The organism is Bacillus sp. ISL-75, assembly GCF_018613095.1.
In genome coordinates, this window is the sequence record NZ_JAGGQX010000059.1 from 17863 (window position 1) to 35632 (window position 17770).

13 protein-coding genes and 1 other annotated feature (1 of these 14 cut by a window edge) are annotated in these 17770 nt (G+C 39.1%); of the genes, 7 read left to right on the top strand and 6 right to left on the bottom strand.

The window, feature by feature from the left end; genetic code table 11:
- Positions 1–69 (top strand) — a binding site (T-box leader); it begins 143 nt to the left of the window's first position.
- 52 nt (positions 70–121) lie between these two features.
- The 3 genes from argS to J7E63_RS22500 all read left to right on the top strand — a co-directional run bounded on the left by argS (position 122) and on the right by J7E63_RS22500 (position 4440).
- Entirely contained in the window at positions 122–1816 is a 1695-nt protein-coding gene (gene argS, locus J7E63_RS22490) for an arginine--tRNA ligase (RefSeq protein WP_215016676.1), read from the top strand.
- A 63-nt stretch (positions 1817–1879) separates the two neighbouring features.
- Positions 1880–2344: a DinB family protein gene (locus J7E63_RS22495; RefSeq protein ID WP_215016678.1), complete on the top strand. Its 465-nt coding sequence runs from the start codon at positions 1880–1882 to the stop codon at positions 2342–2344.
- A 269-nt stretch (positions 2345–2613) separates the two neighbouring features.
- Complete coding sequence (locus tag J7E63_RS22500; protein ID WP_215016714.1) at positions 2614–4440, top strand: APC family permease; 1827 nt, start codon at positions 2614–2616, stop codon at positions 4438–4440.
- A gap of 143 nt (positions 4441–4583) precedes the next feature.
- On the opposite strand, the gene uptA is transcribed toward J7E63_RS22500, so the two are convergent.
- Together uptA and mgtE are read right to left on the bottom strand one after the other, a co-directional pair.
- Entirely contained in the window at positions 4584–5177 is a 594-nt protein-coding gene (uptA, locus tag J7E63_RS22505; RefSeq protein ID WP_251033691.1) for an undecaprenyl phosphate transporter UptA, read from the bottom strand.
- Between the two features lie 357 nt (positions 5178–5534).
- Entirely contained in the window at positions 5535–6893 is a 1359-nt protein-coding gene (gene mgtE / locus J7E63_RS22510; protein WP_214713449.1) for a magnesium transporter, read from the bottom strand.
- A 229-nt stretch (positions 6894–7122) separates the two neighbouring features.
- On the opposite strand from mgtE, the gene J7E63_RS22515 reads away from it, so the two are divergent.
- Positions 7123–7899: a hypothetical protein gene (locus tag J7E63_RS22515; protein WP_215016680.1), complete on the top strand. Its 777-nt coding sequence runs from the start codon at positions 7123–7125 to the stop codon at positions 7897–7899.
- Between the two features lie 70 nt (positions 7900–7969).
- On the opposite strand, the gene J7E63_RS22520 is transcribed toward J7E63_RS22515, so the two are convergent.
- Positions 7970–8638 (bottom strand): sulfite exporter TauE/SafE family protein, encoded by a 669-nt coding sequence (locus tag J7E63_RS22520; RefSeq protein ID WP_215016682.1) that lies wholly within the window; start codon positions 8636–8638, stop codon positions 7970–7972.
- Between the two features lie 224 nt (positions 8639–8862).
- Here J7E63_RS22520 and J7E63_RS22525 point away from each other — a divergent pair, with 224 nt between their 5' ends.
- From J7E63_RS22525 to cshA, 3 genes are all read left to right on the top strand, one after another.
- Positions 8863–9936 (top strand): D-alanine--D-alanine ligase, encoded by a 1074-nt coding sequence (locus J7E63_RS22525; RefSeq protein WP_215016684.1) that lies wholly within the window; start codon positions 8863–8865, stop codon positions 9934–9936.
- Between the two features lie 132 nt (positions 9937–10068).
- Positions 10069–11448, top strand: a complete 1380-nt coding sequence (locus tag J7E63_RS22530) for a UDP-N-acetylmuramoyl-tripeptide--D-alanyl-D-alanine ligase (RefSeq protein ID WP_215016686.1) — start codon at positions 10069–10071, stop codon at positions 11446–11448.
- Between the two features lie 591 nt (positions 11449–12039).
- Positions 12040–13539, top strand: a complete 1500-nt coding sequence (gene cshA / locus J7E63_RS22535; protein ID WP_215016689.1) for a degradosome RNA helicase CshA — start codon at positions 12040–12042, stop codon at positions 13537–13539.
- 56 nt (positions 13540–13595) lie between these two features.
- On the opposite strand, the gene J7E63_RS22540 is transcribed toward cshA, so the two are convergent.
- The 3 genes from J7E63_RS22540 to J7E63_RS22550 form a co-directional block, all read right to left on the bottom strand.
- Positions 13596–14708: a GerAB/ArcD/ProY family transporter gene (locus tag J7E63_RS22540; protein ID WP_215016692.1), complete on the bottom strand. Its 1113-nt coding sequence runs from the start codon at positions 14706–14708 to the stop codon at positions 13596–13598.
- A gap of 225 nt (positions 14709–14933) precedes the next feature.
- On the bottom strand, positions 14934–16073 hold the full coding sequence (locus J7E63_RS22545) for a Ger(x)C family spore germination protein (protein ID WP_251033694.1): 1140 nt from the start codon (positions 16071–16073) through the stop codon (positions 14934–14936).
- A 20-nt stretch (positions 16074–16093) separates the two neighbouring features.
- A complete protein-coding gene (locus J7E63_RS22550) occupies positions 16094–17644 on the bottom strand; it encodes a spore germination protein (protein WP_215016696.1) in 1551 nt (516 codons plus the stop codon).
- Positions 17645–17770 lie beyond the last annotated feature (126 nt).

Below are 17770 nucleotides of genomic sequence, written 5' to 3' on the forward strand. Positions count from 1 at the left end.
TACAAAGGAAAGCTGGTTCTTTTGAACAATTAGAGTGGTACCGCGGGATTATGAACTCTCGTCTCTTTTAATAGAGACGGGAGTTTTTTGTTTTTTTTAAAGATAAAAGGAGGTATTAAAGATGAATTTTAAGCAGGAGCTTGCAGCCATTTTACATGAATTACTGGTCCAAGAGATTTCACAAACCAATCTGGAACTGATGATTGAAAAACCTAAGAATCAGGAGCTCGGTGATTTAGCCTTTCCTTGTTTTACATTAGCGAAGCTAAAGAGAAAATCCCCCAATCTAATTGCTGAGGAGTTAAGTAAGAAGATTAACTCTCCTATTTTTGAAAAAGTAGAAGTGGTTGGAGCCTATCTTAATTTCTTCCTAAACAAAAAGACGGCTTCTGAAAAAGTAGTGAATGAAATCATCTCGCAAAAAGGGAAGTATGGTGCGCTTACGTTTGGGGACGGCGGTGCTGTCACCATTGACATGTCCTCCCCTAATATTGCTAAACCCTTTTCAATGGGACATTTGCGTTCAACGGTGATTGGCAACTCGCTTGCATTAATTGTCGAGAAATGTGGTTACAAGCCGATTAAAATCAATCATCTTGGTGATTGGGGGACACAGTTCGGGAAGCTGATCACTGCCTATCAATTATGGGGAGATGCCGAAAAGGTCAAGCAGAATCCGATTAAAGAGCTATTAACCCTGTATATAAAATTTCATGAAGAAGCGGAGACGAATCCAAGCCTTGAAGACCAAGGGCGCAGCTGGTTTAAAAGGCTAGAAGACGGAGACGATCAAGCATTAAAACTCTGGAAATGGTTTCGTGATGAGTCATTAAAAGAATTCTCAAGAATCTATCAGTTAATGAATGTCGAATTTGACTCTTATGCCGGCGAAGCCTTTTATAATGACAAAATGGAGCGTGTCGTCAAGCTTCTTGAAGAAAAACAGCTATTGGTCGAATCCGAGCAGGCACAGGTGGTCGAGCTCACCCAAGAACAGCTGCCGCCATGCCTGATCAAAAAATCTGATGGGGCAACGCTGTATGCGACCCGAGATTTAGCGGCGGCTCTTTATCGCCAGGAGGAATACCAATTTGTCCAATCCCTATATGTGGTTGGCCATGAACAAAGCCTCCACTTCAAACAGTTAATGGCTGTGTTAGCAAAGATGGGCTACGATTGGTCGAAACAAATGCATCATATTCCATTTGGATTGATGCTAAAAGATGGAAAGAAAATGTCCACGCGAAAAGGCAAGGTTGTCTTATTAGAGGAAGTTTTAAATGAATCGATTGCGATGGCTAGGCATAATATTGAAGAGAAGAATCCTAACCTTCCAAACAAAGATAATGTGGCCAAACAAGTAGGCGTTGGAGCGGTAATTTTCCATGACTTAAAGAACAATCGAATGAACGATATTGAATTTTCGTTAGAGGAAATGCTTCGTTTTGAAGGAGAAACAGGCCCTTATGTGCAATATACTTATGCAAGGGCATGTTCTATTTTACGAAAGGCGAATGTAAATGCGGAGTTGGGTGCCTTATCCTACGAAAATGCTTGGGAGAAGGAGTGGAAGGTAACGAGCCTCTTAATGGAATTTTCGCCAGCCATTAAAAGAGCCTGCATCAACTTCGACCCATCCCAGGTGGCTAAATATATTATTGACTTAGCACAAGCCTTCAATAAATATTATGCAGAAGTAAAAATCCTTGAAGACACTCCAGAACAGCAGGCACGGTTAGCGCTTGTCTATGCAGTAACGGAAGTTTTGAAAGAAGGATTACGTTTATTAGGATTGGAAGCTCCGGTTGAAATGTAGTTTCCTGACAAGGCAAAAATCAATTAAACTATAGCTATGTAATCGAATGGGAGGGAAAATAAAATGAGTGAATTATTATTTAAGCATTATGAGTTAGCAAGGGATAGGTTTGTTAAAAGTGTTGATGCACTAGATGAGGGGATTGCTGATGTTCAGCCGGAAGGGTTTAACAATACCATCCACTGGCATGTTGGCCATGTCTTAACTGTTGCAGAGCAATTTATGTTTGGATTCCCGAAAAAATCAACCCAGCTGCCAGCAAACTATATGGAGTTATTTGCCTCTGGTACAAGTCCGGCTGCTTGGCAGGGAGAAGTTCCTTCGGTACAGGAATTAATTGTGCAGCTGCAAGAACAAGTGTCAAGGATTAAAGAAATTCCAGCGGAGAGTTTTAACCAAAGGCTAAAAACACCATTCCTTGGTCAGGAAACGTTTGGTGAACTAACAAATTTTGCAATTTTCCATGAGAGTATTCATTTAGGCCAAATCCAGGCAATGAAACGTGTAATTAATGGAGCGGTAAAATAGTTTTTTGAAAAAAGCTACTGTAAAAGCATGGAGACTAAATAATGTCTCCATGCTTTTTTGTTAGTGGTAATTGTAAATTTTATATGTTCTTAAATAATAATTTTCTTCATAATCGTGCTATTTAGGATAAGACTATGTAATAATACTATTTTTAATGGATAGTTACATGAAATATTTGGTACTTCGTCAAAAGAAAACACTTCATATTAACTACTGTCTTGTGTTAAAATCAATCGGTAATTCTACTTCAAATGTGGTGGGTGAATCAGGTGCTCTCTTCTTTTAAGAGATTCTTAATCGGCCGGCCGTTAAAATCAACGGCACTAGGCGAACAAAAATTAAACATTTTCAAGGCTTTAGCCATTCTTTCTTCCGATGCCTTATCATCTGTAGCATACGGGACTGAACAAATCCTAATCGTGTTAGCAACCGTAAGCGTCATTGCCTATTGGTATTCGGTTCCGATTGCAGTTGGAGTATTATTTCTATTAGCGGCGCTAATCCTTTCCTATCGACAAATTATCTATACCTACCCTCATGGCGGTGGGGCCTATATTGTTTCGAAAGAGAACATCGGTGAGAAAGCGGGATTAATTGCCGGGGGATCCCTATTGGTCGATTACATATTAACAGTGGCAGTAAGTGTTTCTGCTGGTACGGATGCGATTACGTCAGCCTTTCCAACCTTACATGCGCATACCGTTGGGATTGCGTGTGTTCTGGTAGTTCTGATTACAATTCTTAATCTACGCGGTTTAACAGAATCAGCGTCAATCTTAGCTTATCCGGTCTATTTGTTTGTTGTTGCCCTGTTCATTTTAATTGGTGTGGGTCTCTTTAAAATCATGACCGGCCATGTATCACCGACTGTCCAGCATGCACCAATTGGAGCGCCTGTTCAAGGGATTACGCTTTTCTTGCTGTTACGCGCCTTTGCGTCGGGATGCTCGGCATTAACTGGGGTAGAAGCCATATCGAATGCAATCCCAAGTTTTAAAGATCCGGCACCAAAGAATGCGGCCAAAACATTAGTATTAATGGGGACGCTTCTTGCGTTGTTATTTACGGGGATTACTTTCCTAGCTTATTATTACGGTATATCGCCAAGGCATGACGAAACGGTCGTCTCGCAAATTGCCAAAGAAACCTTTGGGCGTAATTATCTTTACTTTTTTGTCCAAGGAACGACCGCCCTCATTTTAGTTCTGGCAGCTAATACCGGATATTCTGCTTTTCCTTTATTAGCGTATGCACTTGCCAAGGATAAGTATATGCCAAGAATGTTTACGATTAGGGGGGACAGGCTCGGGTATTCGAACGGGATTGTATCCTTAGGAGTAGCCTCCATCTTGCTTATAATCTTCTCTAAAGGGCAAACAGAGCACTTAATCCCGCTTTATGCGGTTGGTGTATTTATTCCGTTCACCTTATCTCAAACGGGAATGATTATTAAATGGTTACGTGAAAAACCAGTCGGATGGGTTGCGAAACTTAGTGCCAATTTAATTGGCGCGCTCATCACCTTAGCCGTGTTAATCATTTTCTTCCTGACGAAATTTAGTCAAGTATGGTTTGTGGTGATCTTCTTACCAATAATCGTTTTTGCCTTCAAACGAATTAATTATCATTATGAAGCGGTGGGTGAACAATTGAGGATTCATCCTGACCATCCAGCGCAGCCAATTGAGGGAAATGTCATTATTGTACCTGTTGCAGGAATTACGAAAGTGGTTGAAAACTCAATTAATTATGCGAAATCATTAACTGATCAAATCTTTGCTGTTTATGTGTCGTTTGACCGTGAGGATGAAAAGCGTTTTGAAGAAAAATGGCAGCAATGGCAGCCGGATGTTAGACTCGTTACCTTACAGTCACATTATCGAAGTATACTAATTCCCTTATCAAAATTTATTGATACTGTAGAACATAAGGCAGAGGAAAACAATTATCGTGTAACGGTTTTGATTCCGCAGTTTATTACCAAGAAAAGTTGGCATAATATCCTGCACAATCAATCAAGTTTATTAATCCGTGCCTATCTTATTTTTAAAAAGAAGGTTATTGTGGCCACACTGCCATTTCATTTTAAAAAGTAAAAAGTGGGGCGGGATTTGGATTTTTTGATTGAAAATAAATGGACCATACTAGTCAGTCTTGAAGTATTAGCGGGGAGAAACCATGTGAAAAAACTTGACTCATGGGCTCAAATAAAATTTTCAGCAAAGCAAAACCACCGGGATTAATCGGTGGTTTTCTTTGTTTTTTTGATTAAAAAATAGATCGCCCCTAGAACAATGGCTCCGATGATGGCGGGCATCACATAGGGTTGTGCGTATTCTTTAATATGTGACCAGTTACTGCCTAAGACTTTACCTAGGTATAGAAACAGAATGGTCCAGGGGATAATGGCTGCCACGGTGTAGAGAGTAAATTTAGTTGCTGACATTTTGGCAATACCCGCAGGAATGGAAATCGCGTGTCTGACAACTGGAATGAACCTTGCCGAAAAAATCACTCCTGCGCCATATTTTTCAAACCATTGTTCAGCAATGTCAATATGATTCTTTTTAATAAGGACATATTTTCCGTATTTTTCTAAGAAAGGTCTGCCCCCGTAATAACCCGCCCAATATAAAAATAACTGGGCGAGCGTTCCGCCGATCGTCCCGGCAATCACTGCCCCGATAAAATTGAGATGTCCCTGTGAAATCATATACCCGCCATAACCCAAGACGATTTCACTTGGAATAATCTCTATCATTAATCCTAAGGCAATGCCGAAATATCCTAATTGTGATAAAGATTCCAAAATATTATTAATAAAGTCTGTCATAATCCACCTTCACTTATAAAAAAATAATCAGTTTAACTTAATAATACTATAACAGTTTGTCTCATAATGATATAAATATGGTGTTTATCATTGAGACATTCTTAATTTATGAAAATTTTTAAACTGATATATTACCTAACGATTCACTTCAAAAAAGGTTTCATTTTCTATAAATTAAGAAGGTTAAAAATTTTGAACTTAGATTACTGTCTAGCTCCAACTCCCAGCGGCTAGTGTACTTCGCCCTTTTCCCTACGATAAGTCAACATCGGATCGCTAACGCTCTCCGTGTTTCCTTTATCTCAGTCAAAGTGCTCCAGTCCATACGCCGCTAAACGGTCGTTTGCGCTTTTCTTATTACATTAAATATTTTAAAAACATGGTTGCAATGCCAAAGTAGGTAAGCAATGAAAAAATGTCATTCAAGGTGGTGATTAGTGGTCCTGAGGCAACGGCAGGGTCAATTTTTAAACGAAAAAGAATAAGCGGAATAATCGTCCCGGCAAGTGTCCCAATGATTAACGTGAAAAATAGCGAGCAGCCGACAACGGCACCTAAAATGAGACTTCCCTGCCATATATATGCGATGACCGCGATAAGAACAGAGCAGGTGATCCCTATCGTAATCCCAACACCAAGCTCCCTTGCGATTAAGCGGGTAATTACGCCTTTATCAATATCGTAGGAAATCAGTCCTCTTACTACGACCGCAAGGGATTGGGTTCCAGTGTTTCCCGTCATCCCGGCAATCATCGGCATAAAAAAGGCAAGTGCCACAACCTGCTTGAGGGTATCTTCAAAACTGCTGATAATTCTCCCGGAGATGACACCGATGAACAATAGCAGGATGAGCCAAGGGAGTCTTCTTGCAGCCGCAACTAATGTTTTGGTTTCAAAGTCGATTGATTTCCCAGTAGCGGACAATTTTTCGATATCTTCATTTGCTTCCTGAATCACGATGTCGATAATGTCATCGACCGTGACAATCCCAACGAGGACATTATTCTCATCCACAACCGGGATGGCTAGGAAATCATACCGCTCCACGATTTGCGCCACAACCTCTTGGTCTGTTGCCACCGTAACGGAAATAATCCTTTCATACATAATCGTTCGTATCTTTTCGTCTGGCTCTGCTAATAGTAAATCACGATAAGAAACTACGCCGACAAGTTTTCGCTCTTCATCAATCACATATAAATAGTTAATAGACTCGGCAAATTCTGCGAATACTTTAAACTTATCAACTGCTTCTCGAACCGTAAAATAGCTTCGGATCCAAACAAATCGGTTGGTCATGATTCTTCCGGCTGTTTCCGGAGGATATTTCATGATATCTTGGACGGCATTAGACTCCTCTGCTTTCATCCCAGATAAGAGGGAATCCTTTTTCTCTGGTGATAATTCATGCAGCAATAACGCCAAATCATCATTATCCATTAAATCAAGGACCTTACTTGATTTTTCAATTCCTAAAATATTTAATAAACCGAGCTGGTCTTCTTTATCAAGCTCTTCCATTAGATCAGCTAGAATATCAAATTTTAAAAACAGGAGAAATCGTCCTTTGTGTTTTTCAGGTAGATCTTCATATATCTTCGCTATATCATAGGGCTGGAGTTCTTCGAGTATTTTTTCGAATTCAGTTTTTTTATTTTCTTTTAAGGTTTTAATAATATAAAGACTTAATTCATCTTGAGTCATATCTTTAATCATATGTGATAGACCAGCTCCTTATCTTGCTAATGCATAGATTCTAATTTGATAAAGAAATATAGATGAAAAAGGAAAGTTAACAAATAATAATCAATAGGCATAAATCTAGTATGTGTTAATCAAACTTATTATTTGTAAAAGAATTGAAATAAGCTATTTGGACTATTATTTGATAAAATAAGGAAGTATTGACTAAATCATTTCATGTGTTGATCGGAGGAGTTTTGCTTTGAAGAAGCATCATCAAGACATACAGGATCTCATCTATGTCCATTTGAACCAAACAGACCAGTATGTAATGTCTTCCGGTATCGAATTTGCTGAATTCGCTGCTGCTTTTTCAGGTTCATTAAATCACTTGCTTTTACTAAAGCACCGCTTTGATGATGCTGATTTTAATATGCATACACAACTCGAATATTGCCCTGAAGAAAGAATTAAAAAGTTAGCGGCGGACAATGTTTATAGTTACGAAAACTTTTGCTGGATTGATTTTATTGAGGAAGATGTGTTGAATGAACTGACGGGACAGGAAATCGCTGAATTATTGTACTTAGGTCATCAAAAGCATCATTTGAAATTGCCTTTTTATAACAAATTAGGGAACCGTTTTGTTTATTTAGCACAAGATGATGGCTGGTATAACAAAACTTATTACCGCAGCTTCAAAGATTTTTTTCATGTACTTAGCGAAGTAGTGGCCGTAAAATTAGGAGATCTTAAGATAGAAAAATCGATCCTAGGATTTCGAAAGAAAAGAACGTATCCTCAGGTGAATAAAGAAATCCTGCTTTCATTAACACCCTTCATTAAAGAAGGAATTTGCATATCATTACGAGCTGCAGATCACCAGCGGGGGAAAATTGAAATTCCCATCTGGGTAATTGGTGATTTCGCCAATATGGATGACATGGTGGAGGAATATGATCAAATATCATCTAAACCATATCACGCGAAAATTATTTTTGACAAGAAGACAAAAGAATGGAAATTAAATGTCGTCTAGATCATTTGGCTTGATAAAAAAGTCCCACTCCATATGGGTGGGACTGTTTTTTATGACACTTCCGCTTTTCTTATGAAAACCAAAGGCTGAATAATCCTTCGTTCACGCCTAAGTTATACATATAATAAATTCCGAATAATATGCTGATAATGCCTGCGAGATGATTCAAATACCTATTCAACTGTTTACCGGATGTCAAAACAAAGGGGATACCAATAACAGTTGAAAAGCTGAGCATACCAACAACGGTGCCGCAACCGAAAATAAGTATGTATAAAGCACCTTGCCACGCGGTCGAAACAGTACTCATTGTTAGTAGAACCATTGCCGCACTGCCAGCAAGCCCGTGAATGAGCCCGATGAAAAAGGATTTATAATGGGTACGGCCTTTTTTTTCAATGGTCTGGCTACCGTCGGTGTGTGGGTGATGATGGCGATGTTTCATAAACGCTACAATACTATTTAAGCCGAGACTAACTAGCATAATTCCCACGATAAACTCAAGACTCAGGGCGACCGTATCTGTAATTGTGTTTTTGGCTAAAATCAAAAACATTCCGACAATGAAAAGTGTAGCCGTGTGCCCGATACCCCAGTAGACACCGGCAAAGATTGAGCGCTTTAAATTTTTTGATTCACTTGCGATGGTTGAAACTGCAATAACATGATCAGGCTCGATTGCATGCTTAATTCCCAGCAAAAAGCCTAATAATAATATGGATAAAAGGGATCCCGTCATTATGTGCCTCCAGATTAACGTTTTAAAATAATTATACATGAAATATTAGGATAATCGAGAATGAGAAAATTGACAATTTAACCAGCGCTAGTTTTTAAGCAAGCTATGGCCATCATAAAATATTCAATAGGAAAAAACATATAAAAAATTGGTGGACTACATTTCCTTTCTTTTTAAAATAAGTGTTAAAATATAACCGTGAATGAGAAAATGGAGGTTTTCGTATGAAAACAAAATTAGGTTTATTATATGGAGGAAAATCAGCCGAACACCAGGTGTCTCTGCAGACAGCACTGGCTGTCATTCGAGCGTTAGACCTTGAAAAATTTGAAATTCATCCTATTTACATAAATACAGAAGGAAAATGGATTAAAGGACCGCAGTTAAGTGAGCCGGTTGAAAACGTGAAGGCGCTTGAATTTGCAGAGGGGAATCAATTATCGCCTTTATCGCTCGCGCCCGCACTTTTCCAAGCTGAGAAGCAGGAAACACTTGATGTCATCTTTCCGTTGCTGCACGGACCAAACGGGGAAGATGGAACCGTACAAGGATTATTAGAACTATTAAACCTGCCATACGTCGGCAATGGAGTTCTAGCTTCAGCGGCAGGAATGGATAAGGTTATGATGAAAAATGTATTTGCACAGGCAGGGCTTGCTCAAGTAAACTATGTTGCCTTTATTAAAAGTGAATGGGAGAAAGCAAAGGCAGAGGCTTATAGCAAGGTCGAAACAGAACTTGGCTATCCTTGCTTTGTAAAGCCCGCAAACCTTGGTTCCAGTGTCGGAATCAGCAAATGTAAAAATCGTGCGGAATTAGAAACCGCCTTTGCCGAGGCTTTTCAATTTGACCGAAAAGTCATCATTGAAGAAGGCGTCGTTGCTCGTGAAATCGAGGTGGCGGTTCTTGGGAATGATGAGCCTGAATGTTCGGTTGCCGGTGAAATTGTTCCGAAAAAGGATTTCTATGATTATAAAGCGAAATATGAAAGCGGGGATACAGCGCTGATCATCCCTGCAGACATAACAGACGAAGAATCACAACAAATTAAACAAATGGCAATCCAAGCTTTTAAATCTTTAGATTGTTCTGGTTTAGTCCGTGCCGATTTCTTCTTAACAAAAGATGGAAGAGCGCTAATTAATGAGGTAAATACGATGCCTGGCTTCACCCCATTCAGTATGTTCCCGCTCTTGTGGAAGCACACAGGCTTAGAGTACCCACAATTGATTGAGCGGCTTGTAAGTCTGGCGAAAGAAAGACATGCAGAGAAACAACAGATAAAGTTTACTTTCTAAAAAACGGAGACACGGCTGTAGCTGCCGTGTCCATTTCTATGAGAAAAGCGAAAGCGCCCGTTTAATAGCCGCTGGGCGCTGTAGCTAGACAGTAAACAAAGTTCAAAGAAATAAATAAAAAGGAGGATTTCAATGATAAAACGATCGTTAAAACAGATTTCTGAAATGGTTTCTGCTCAAAATGATATGAGTCCGTTTACAGAAACGATAATCACGGGTGTTTCCATTGATTCCCGTAAGATTGAAAATGGTAACCTGTTTATTCCTTTTAAAGGAGAGGTTTCAGACGGACATAAATATGTCGAAGAATCCATCAGTAAAGGAGCAGCTGCGGCCCTTTGGCAAAAGGATGTCCCGAACCCGCCCACCCATTTACCCATTTTGATTGTCGATAATTGCCTCTTGGCCTTACAGGAATTGGCAAGAAGTTACCGGCAACAATTAGACGTAAAAGTGGTCGGTATCACTGGAAGTAATGGGAAAACGACGACAAAGGATATGACTGCCGGCATTCTTGCCACCAATTATAAGGTTCAAAAGACAGAAGGAAATTATAATAATCATATTGGTCTTCCATTAACGGTTTTAGGATTACATGAAGACACTGAAATTGCCGTCCTTGAAATGGGAATGAGCGGCAGGGGGGAGATTGAATTCCTAACGAAGCTTGCCTGCCCGGATGCTGTAGTGATTACCAATATTGGTGAATCACATCTTCTCGACCTCGGTTCAAGGGAGGGAATCGCGGAAGCGAAACTTGAAATCCTCCAAGGGCTAAGAGAAGGGGGGCTAGCTGTCCTCCATGGTGATGAACCACTGCTGATGGAACGAATTCAACAACATAAAGGCAATGTACAGGTTAAAACATTCGGCAGAAATGAAACGAATGATCTATATCCAACTGATATTACTCAGTTAGAGAATGGGAATCGTTTCAACATCAACGTTTCAAAGACTACTTTCGAACTTCCAGTATTAGGAACGCATAATATTTTAAATGCACTTGCCTCGATGTTGATTGCTAACTATTTTTCAATCCCTTTCGAAAAAATGAATGAGGGGTTAGCTGGTATTAAGTTAACGAATATGCGAATGGAGTTAGTAGAAGGGGATCAAGGCGAAAAAATAATTAACGATGCTTATAATGCAAGTCCCACTTCTATGATGGCGGCGATCGAATTAGTTTCCAATCTTAAGGGGTATGATCGAAAAATCCTTGTCTTAGGGGACATGTTAGAGCTTGGTCCAGAGCAAGAACAGTATCATCAGCAAATTGGAACTGCTTTAAACCGTGATAAAGTCGATCTTCTGTTCACCTATGGAAACTTAGGGGGGCATATTGCAAACTCAGCCAGAACTGTTTTGGGAGAAGAAAGAGTGTTTGCTTTTACAGAAAAAGCATCACTTATTCAAGAATTAAAGCGACATGTAAATAAAAACACCTTAATCCTTGTCAAAGCATCAAGAGGTATGAAATTAGAGGAAATCGTAACGGCTTTGCAAAAAAAATAAAAGAAATTAAAACTGACGAATTAATGAATGATTTAAGCTTGATAAAAGAAAAATAACTGAGACCCCCCTTGTGTGGAGAAGTTGCCCTTCTTATCGAGTATTGGACAATTTGATGAAGTAATAGGATCGGTTTGAACCTGTAACAAACTTGTCTTTATTGCAAAATACTAGCAACAGTGGTATGATATTCATCAACGTGTCTAAAGAACGATTATTAAAGGGCATACTCCTTGAGGGAGCATGTTTTTTTTTGGTAAAATAAAGATGTTACCTATTTACGGCATTTTGATGCGTGTCCGCTCAAGCGCCAAGGGAACCGAGCCGTTTCGGTCCTGCCTAAGATGAAGTATAAAAATCCACTGCCATCATGTGATAAAATTAAAATTTATTTTATCCGTGATGAACTTTAAACCTACTTGATCAAAGATGAAAGATAACCTATAGCATTTTTATTAATTCAAAATAGGACTTCACTTGGGCCCTCAAGCGCTTTTCGCCTCTAAGAGCAGGCGCTTCCGCTTTTCTGAGTATCAGGCGAAAATATTCAGCACTTAAAAAATATTTTCACATAGATGAAGGAGAATGAAAACATTGACAAAGTTTGAAGAATTAGGTCTAAGTCAGGCCACGTTACAATCCGTCCTCAAAATGGGTTTTGAGGAGGCAACACCAATTCAGTCAGAAACTATTCCATTGGGGCTAAAAGGTATTGATTTGATCGGCCAGGCTCAAACAGGAACAGGTAAAACAGCTGCATTTGGGATTCCATTGATTGAAAAAGTTGATATTAGTGCGGATGCAATCCAGGGTATCATTATTGCGCCAACTCGTGAACTTGCAATTCAAGTATCAGAAGAACTATATAAACTAGGTTCAGGCAAAAGAGTTCGCGTACTGCCAATATATGGCGGGCAGGATATCAGCCGCCAAATTCGCTCATTAAAGAAAGCACCACATATCATTGTTGGTACTCCAGGCCGTGTATTAGATCATATCAACAGAAAAACGATGCGCCTCGAAACTGTTAACACAGTGATTCTTGATGAAGCAGATGAAATGTTAAACATGGGATTCATTGAAGATATTGAATCAATTCTTGCTTCAACACCATCAGATCGCCAAACATTGCTTTTCTCTGCAACCATGCCAGGACCGATTCAAAGAATGGCAGAAAAGTTCATGAAGGATCCGCAAATTATTCGTGTCAAAACGAAAGAAATGACCGTTCCTTCAATTGAACAGTATTACCTTGAAGTAGTGGAAAGAAATAAGTTTGATGTATTAACACGACTTCTTGATATTCAATCCCCTGAACTTGCGATTGTTTTTGGTCGTACGAAGCGCCGGGTCGATGAATTATCAGAAGCCTTAACTTTAAGGGGTTATACCGCAGAGGGTATCCACGGCGATTTAACTCAGGCAAAGCGTATGTCAGTTCTTCGTAAATTTAAAGAAGGAACAATTGATGTGCTTGTAGCAACAGACGTAGCAGCGAGGGGACTTGATATCACCGGAGTAACTCACGTATACAATTTTGATATCCCTCAAGATCCTGAGAGCTACGTTCACCGTATTGGACGTACAGGTCGTGCCGGTAAAAAGGGTGTAGCTTTAACATTTATTACACCACGTGAAAAATCATATCTTGCTGTCGTGGAAAGAACTACTAGAAGCAAGATGGAAAAAATGAAAGCTCCTACGCTTGATGAAGCTTTAGAAGGTCAACAAAAAGCAGTTGTAGAAAAGATCGTTGCAACGATTGAATCGAACAACTTACATTATTATAAGGCAGCAGCTCAAGAATTGTTGGAAGAAAATGATGCAGCAACTGTTGTCGCAGCTGTGTTGAAAATGTTAACAAAAGAACCGGATACAACACCGGTTAAGCTGACAGAAGAACAGCTTCCACAAAGACGAGAAAGAAAACCCCAAGATCGTGACCGTAGAAGAAGAGATGATTCTAGAGGTTCAGGTTCATACGGCGGGGACCGTAACAGAAAAAAAGCACCAACAAAGCCGCGCAGTGGTGAAAAAAGAACTGGCGGTGGCGGTAAGTCAACATCAAAGCCAAGAAGCTTTAATCATCAATAAAATAATTCGCTAGATAATGAAGAGCATGGACACCTTGTCCATGCTCTTCTTGTTTGCTAATTCTCTGCCTTTTTGCTTGCCCTCTTCTTCCAAAATTGCCTTACGGTGTCCATAAGCAAATAAAGAATAGGGATGGACTCTATAAAATAGGCATAGGTTGCCCAGGTGGTTTCAAAGAAAAAACTAAGATCGGCTGCATTCTTAGCAATACGGATCGACATCGCCACCATAATAGCGGCTAATGAGAAGGTAAAGGGACGGTGATCCTTTAAGCTAAATAATTGAGCTAAAATAAAAGAAGAAAGGTATAGGAAAAAACTAATTTTTAAATAAACCGTGGTAGACCAAACGGCTATTAGTAGAGGATCTAAGTTTTCAATTAATTCACCGATATGGATAAAGCGGACCATTTCCAACATGGGAAAGGATAAATGAGAGATTAAACTTGGACCAAATAAAAGCAACATTGATACCATTTGTGTCGTGATCAAGATACAGGCAAAAATAATCCCCCATACCATCGATTTTAGTGTTTTGTTTTTTTCCGTAAAGAATGGAAAGATAAAAACAAATAACACCAGTTCTGCTAGAAAAGGAGAGGTAAAATAACTCCCTTTCAAGATACCAGGGAAAGTATGATTGGTCACAAACGCCATCCAGCGATCAAATTTTAACTCTTTTCCAATAAAAATGTTGTTGAATAGAAGAGAGAATAATATGATAAAAAATAAACCTTGGGCTGCTCTAAATATGGCGACGACGCCTAATCGAGCGGTTATCGCGATAACAATTCCAAACAGCGTCCCAACTGCCCATCCTGGTGTACCTGGTAGATAGACCAGAATGAGAAAGTCATCGTATTCCCTTAAAAGAATGGAACAGCCATGCAAGCAGAATAAGAAAATGAATCCCATAAGGAAAAAATGAATCCAGTAGGGGAAGATCTCCTTTCCGTAATGAACAATAAATTCTTTGGGCCGTCGATTAGCTAGTTTTACCGTTAAATAGGCATAAATACATCCAACAAAACCACTAATACAAATGACGAGTACGGAATCGTATTGTGCTTTTTCGATGAGTTGGACGGAGAAAAATCCGACAAATGTCGAGAAAAAATAAAGGATTAAAAAGAGTGTAATTTGATTAGGTGTAATTTTATTAGTTTTCAAAGTGATCCACCTATCCTATGATTCTGTCTTGTATTGGTTTGAATAGGAATTGAATCAAGATATTGGTGCTAGGAAAATCCTTAAAAAGGGTCACTGAAAGACAGTAAAGAAAGGACACGCTCATAACAGTCAAGACAATCCAATAGGTTCGTTGTTTTCGTTTTTTTTTCCTTAGGAAGTTTAACTCGTAAAATAAAATAAACAAAAAGAATAAGATAATCATAATCATGGGTTTAGTTCCTTTGTCCAAAATGGATTACCTTCCGTACCAACGTGTTCTATATTTAAATCAATATGGATATTTAGCTTTACCTTGTCTCGATAAACCGTTTGCCAATCCGATTTTACACTTTTCCATATTTTTGGTTTATACCATGATAAATATTCACCGAGTTGAAAAGCATCCGCACCAGTCCTTTTAGTGGATTGAAAGGCAGCTTCGATCCTGTTTTTAATATCAGTTTGGGCAATAATCTGCAATTGTTTCAAATTTTTATCTTTCTTCAAATCAACCGCTGAGTTGGATTCGGATACATCATCCTCCACATTTACATAAACATCGAATGTGAAAGGATCCTGTTTAGATGGGCGGATTTTTGTCTTTGTTTGCCTCACGATTAAGCTTATATTTTTTTTATCTGTCGGAGATTTAATCGTAACCAAAAAATTTTTAATAGCTTCACGAAACCATAACGCTCCTCGACCTTCATAACTAGACAATTTTCCTACCATTTTGTATTGATCGAATAAGGCCATGCCATCTGTACCAACCCTAACAGCCTCTTTCCCTTTTTCACTGAGCATTTTCCGTTTCTCCACCTTTAAACGGCTGACAATCATATTCCCATTATTTGTTTCGAGAAAGTCCTTCGGAGTGACTCTTAGTGCAATCTCATTTTTGGCAAATCCTAAAAGGATTCTCGTTTGGGAATTTTCAAAGTCAGGAACCATAGGAAGGATATCCTGTGCCTTTTTAGGGGCTACATACATACTTATATTCAGATTCAAACTTGGTTCCCGAATAATAAATTCAAGAATTTTTACTATCCCTTCTTTTGCCATTTTGTCTCCTATTACTAAGACCTTGGCCTGACCAAAACTAATTCTCCTTGGCAAATCTACCTGCGCTTTATGAAAAGCTTCTGAAATATTGACCCCTTTATAAGTCAATGCTGCATATGGATTACCAGGTGAACTTCGTCCCGCTGTTAAACTCGAAACAAGTCGATTTGGAAGCGGAAAGGTTAAGGTTAATTCGATTTGCCCGTTTTTGGCTTTATCAACGAGGATTGTTGAAACAAATGCACGGTCATTAATTTCCACTTGGGACCAGCACCCTGTTAAAAATAAAGTGCATATCACCATGGACCATGTTAGGATACTCTTCAATCTTCATCATCCTCATCCACTGACTTTTTTATATTTAACCGTACTGAATCTGATGTCCCAACAAAAGAAGGACGATGATTCATCAACCATCTAGGAGCACGAATAAATGTATCCTTTAAATCACTTCCCCGTAATGGCGCAGCAGGAGTGAGATAAGGCATTCCGAATGAACTTAGGTGGATCATATGAATATAGATAAGCAGGCAGCCAATCATTAACCCAAATATTCCGAAGGTCCCGGATAAAATCATGATTGGAAAGCGAAGCAGACGAATGGTGAACCCCAAATCAAAATGTGGAATAATAAATGATGCTATTCCTGTTAGCGAGACAATGATCACCATTGGTGCAGAAACAATCCCTGCTTGTACCGCTGCTTGGCCAATGACTATAGCACCTAGAATACTAATCGATTGACCAATGGCTTTTGGTGTACGGATTCCTGCCTCACGTAAGGCCTCAAATGCAATCTCCATAATGAATGCTTCGACGATTGCAGGGAAGGGAACATTATCCCTAGCGGCGGCAATACTTAATAATAAATCGGCCGGAATCATGATCGGGTGAAAGGTGGTGATTGCAATATAGAATGATGGGAAAAGCAGAGAAAAGAGTAAAAATATATACCGAAGCAAACGAACAAAACTGCTGGAAATATAACGCTGGTAATAATCTTCTGCTGATTGAAGGAACATAAAAAAATTCACAGGTACAATAAGTGGGATCGGTGACCCATCCACAAAAATAACCACTCTTCCTTCAAGCAAGGCTGCAGCAACGACATCAGGTCTTTCTGTTTTTTGGGCTTGAGGAAATGGTGATAAAGGAAAATCATCAATACACTCTTCCAAATAGCTGCTTCCTAACACTCCGTCCATCTGTATACCACCTAAACGCTGTTTTACTTCTTTAATTAGTTCTGTTTTGCAAATCCCGTCGAGAAAGCCAATGAAAACTTTTGTTTTCGTATATTTACCGATTAATAGTTGCTCCATTTTCAATGAGGGCGACTTAATTTTTCTGCGAACCATGGTAATGTTCGTATGAATATCCTCAACGAAAGCTTCTCTGGGACCCCTGATCACATTCTCGTTGGCAGGTTCACTAATCGCTCTCTTCTCGAAGCTAGTTAGCGAAAAGGCGAGCATTCGAGGATCCCCATCGAAAAAAATAAAAATATAGCCATCGAGTACGAGATGAACTGCTTGCTGCATATCAGTGAGAACACTGCTTGACATCGAACTTACCAGGTTTAATTCAAGTATTTTATGGATAAATTCTTTATGCGAGGAAGCAAAATCCTCAGATACCAAATAGGTTAATACTTGTTCATCGAATAACTGTTGATCGACCATCCCATTTAAATAAACAATTCCACAACGTGTTTGACTAGCCGTTAATTCATGAAACGCAATATCAGAACATTGCTGGAAGGCATTCCTTATCCACTTCATCCGAACGTCAAAATTTTCTCCTAAGAAAACTTGTTCATGGGTGTAAGTGCTTTGAGATTCTTGTTGTTTTTTTGTTTTTGAGAAAATGCCCATTGTATTCACTCCACAAACTTTTTTTTAGAGTTCCCATATCGATGGAAAATATTTTGTAGTTGAAAAGGATCGATGGGTGAGAATAACACTATATCTTTATTTAAATTTCAAAAAATGGAACAGAAT

Bases quoted from the DNA above. Each gene is read 5' to 3' on its own strand.
- argS (WP_215016676.1), top strand. From the start codon at position 122: ATGAATTTTAAGCAGGAGCTTGCAGCCATTTTACATGAATTACTGGTC.
- J7E63_RS22495 (WP_215016678.1), top strand. From the start codon at position 1,880: ATGAGTGAATTATTATTTAAGCATTATGAGTTAGCAAGGGATAGGTTT.
- uptA (WP_251033691.1), bottom strand. From the start codon at position 5,177: ATGACAGACTTTATTAATAATATTTTGGAATCTTTATCACAATTAGGA.
- mgtE (WP_214713449.1), bottom strand. From the start codon at position 6,893: ATGATTAAAGATATGACTCAAGATGAATTAAGTCTTTATATTATTAAA.
- J7E63_RS22520 (WP_215016682.1), bottom strand. From the start codon at position 8,638: ATGACGGGATCCCTTTTATCCATATTATTATTAGGCTTTTTGCTGGGA.
- J7E63_RS22525 (WP_215016684.1), top strand. From the start codon at position 8,863: ATGAAAACAAAATTAGGTTTATTATATGGAGGAAAATCAGCCGAACAC.
- J7E63_RS22530 (WP_215016686.1), top strand. From the start codon at position 10,069: ATGATAAAACGATCGTTAAAACAGATTTCTGAAATGGTTTCTGCTCAA.
- J7E63_RS22545 (WP_251033694.1), bottom strand. From the start codon at position 16,073: ATGGTGATATGCACTTTATTTTTAACAGGGTGCTGGTCCCAAGTGGAA.
- J7E63_RS22550 (WP_215016696.1), bottom strand. From the start codon at position 17,644: ATGGGCATTTTCTCAAAAACAAAAAAACAACAAGAATCTCAAAGCACT.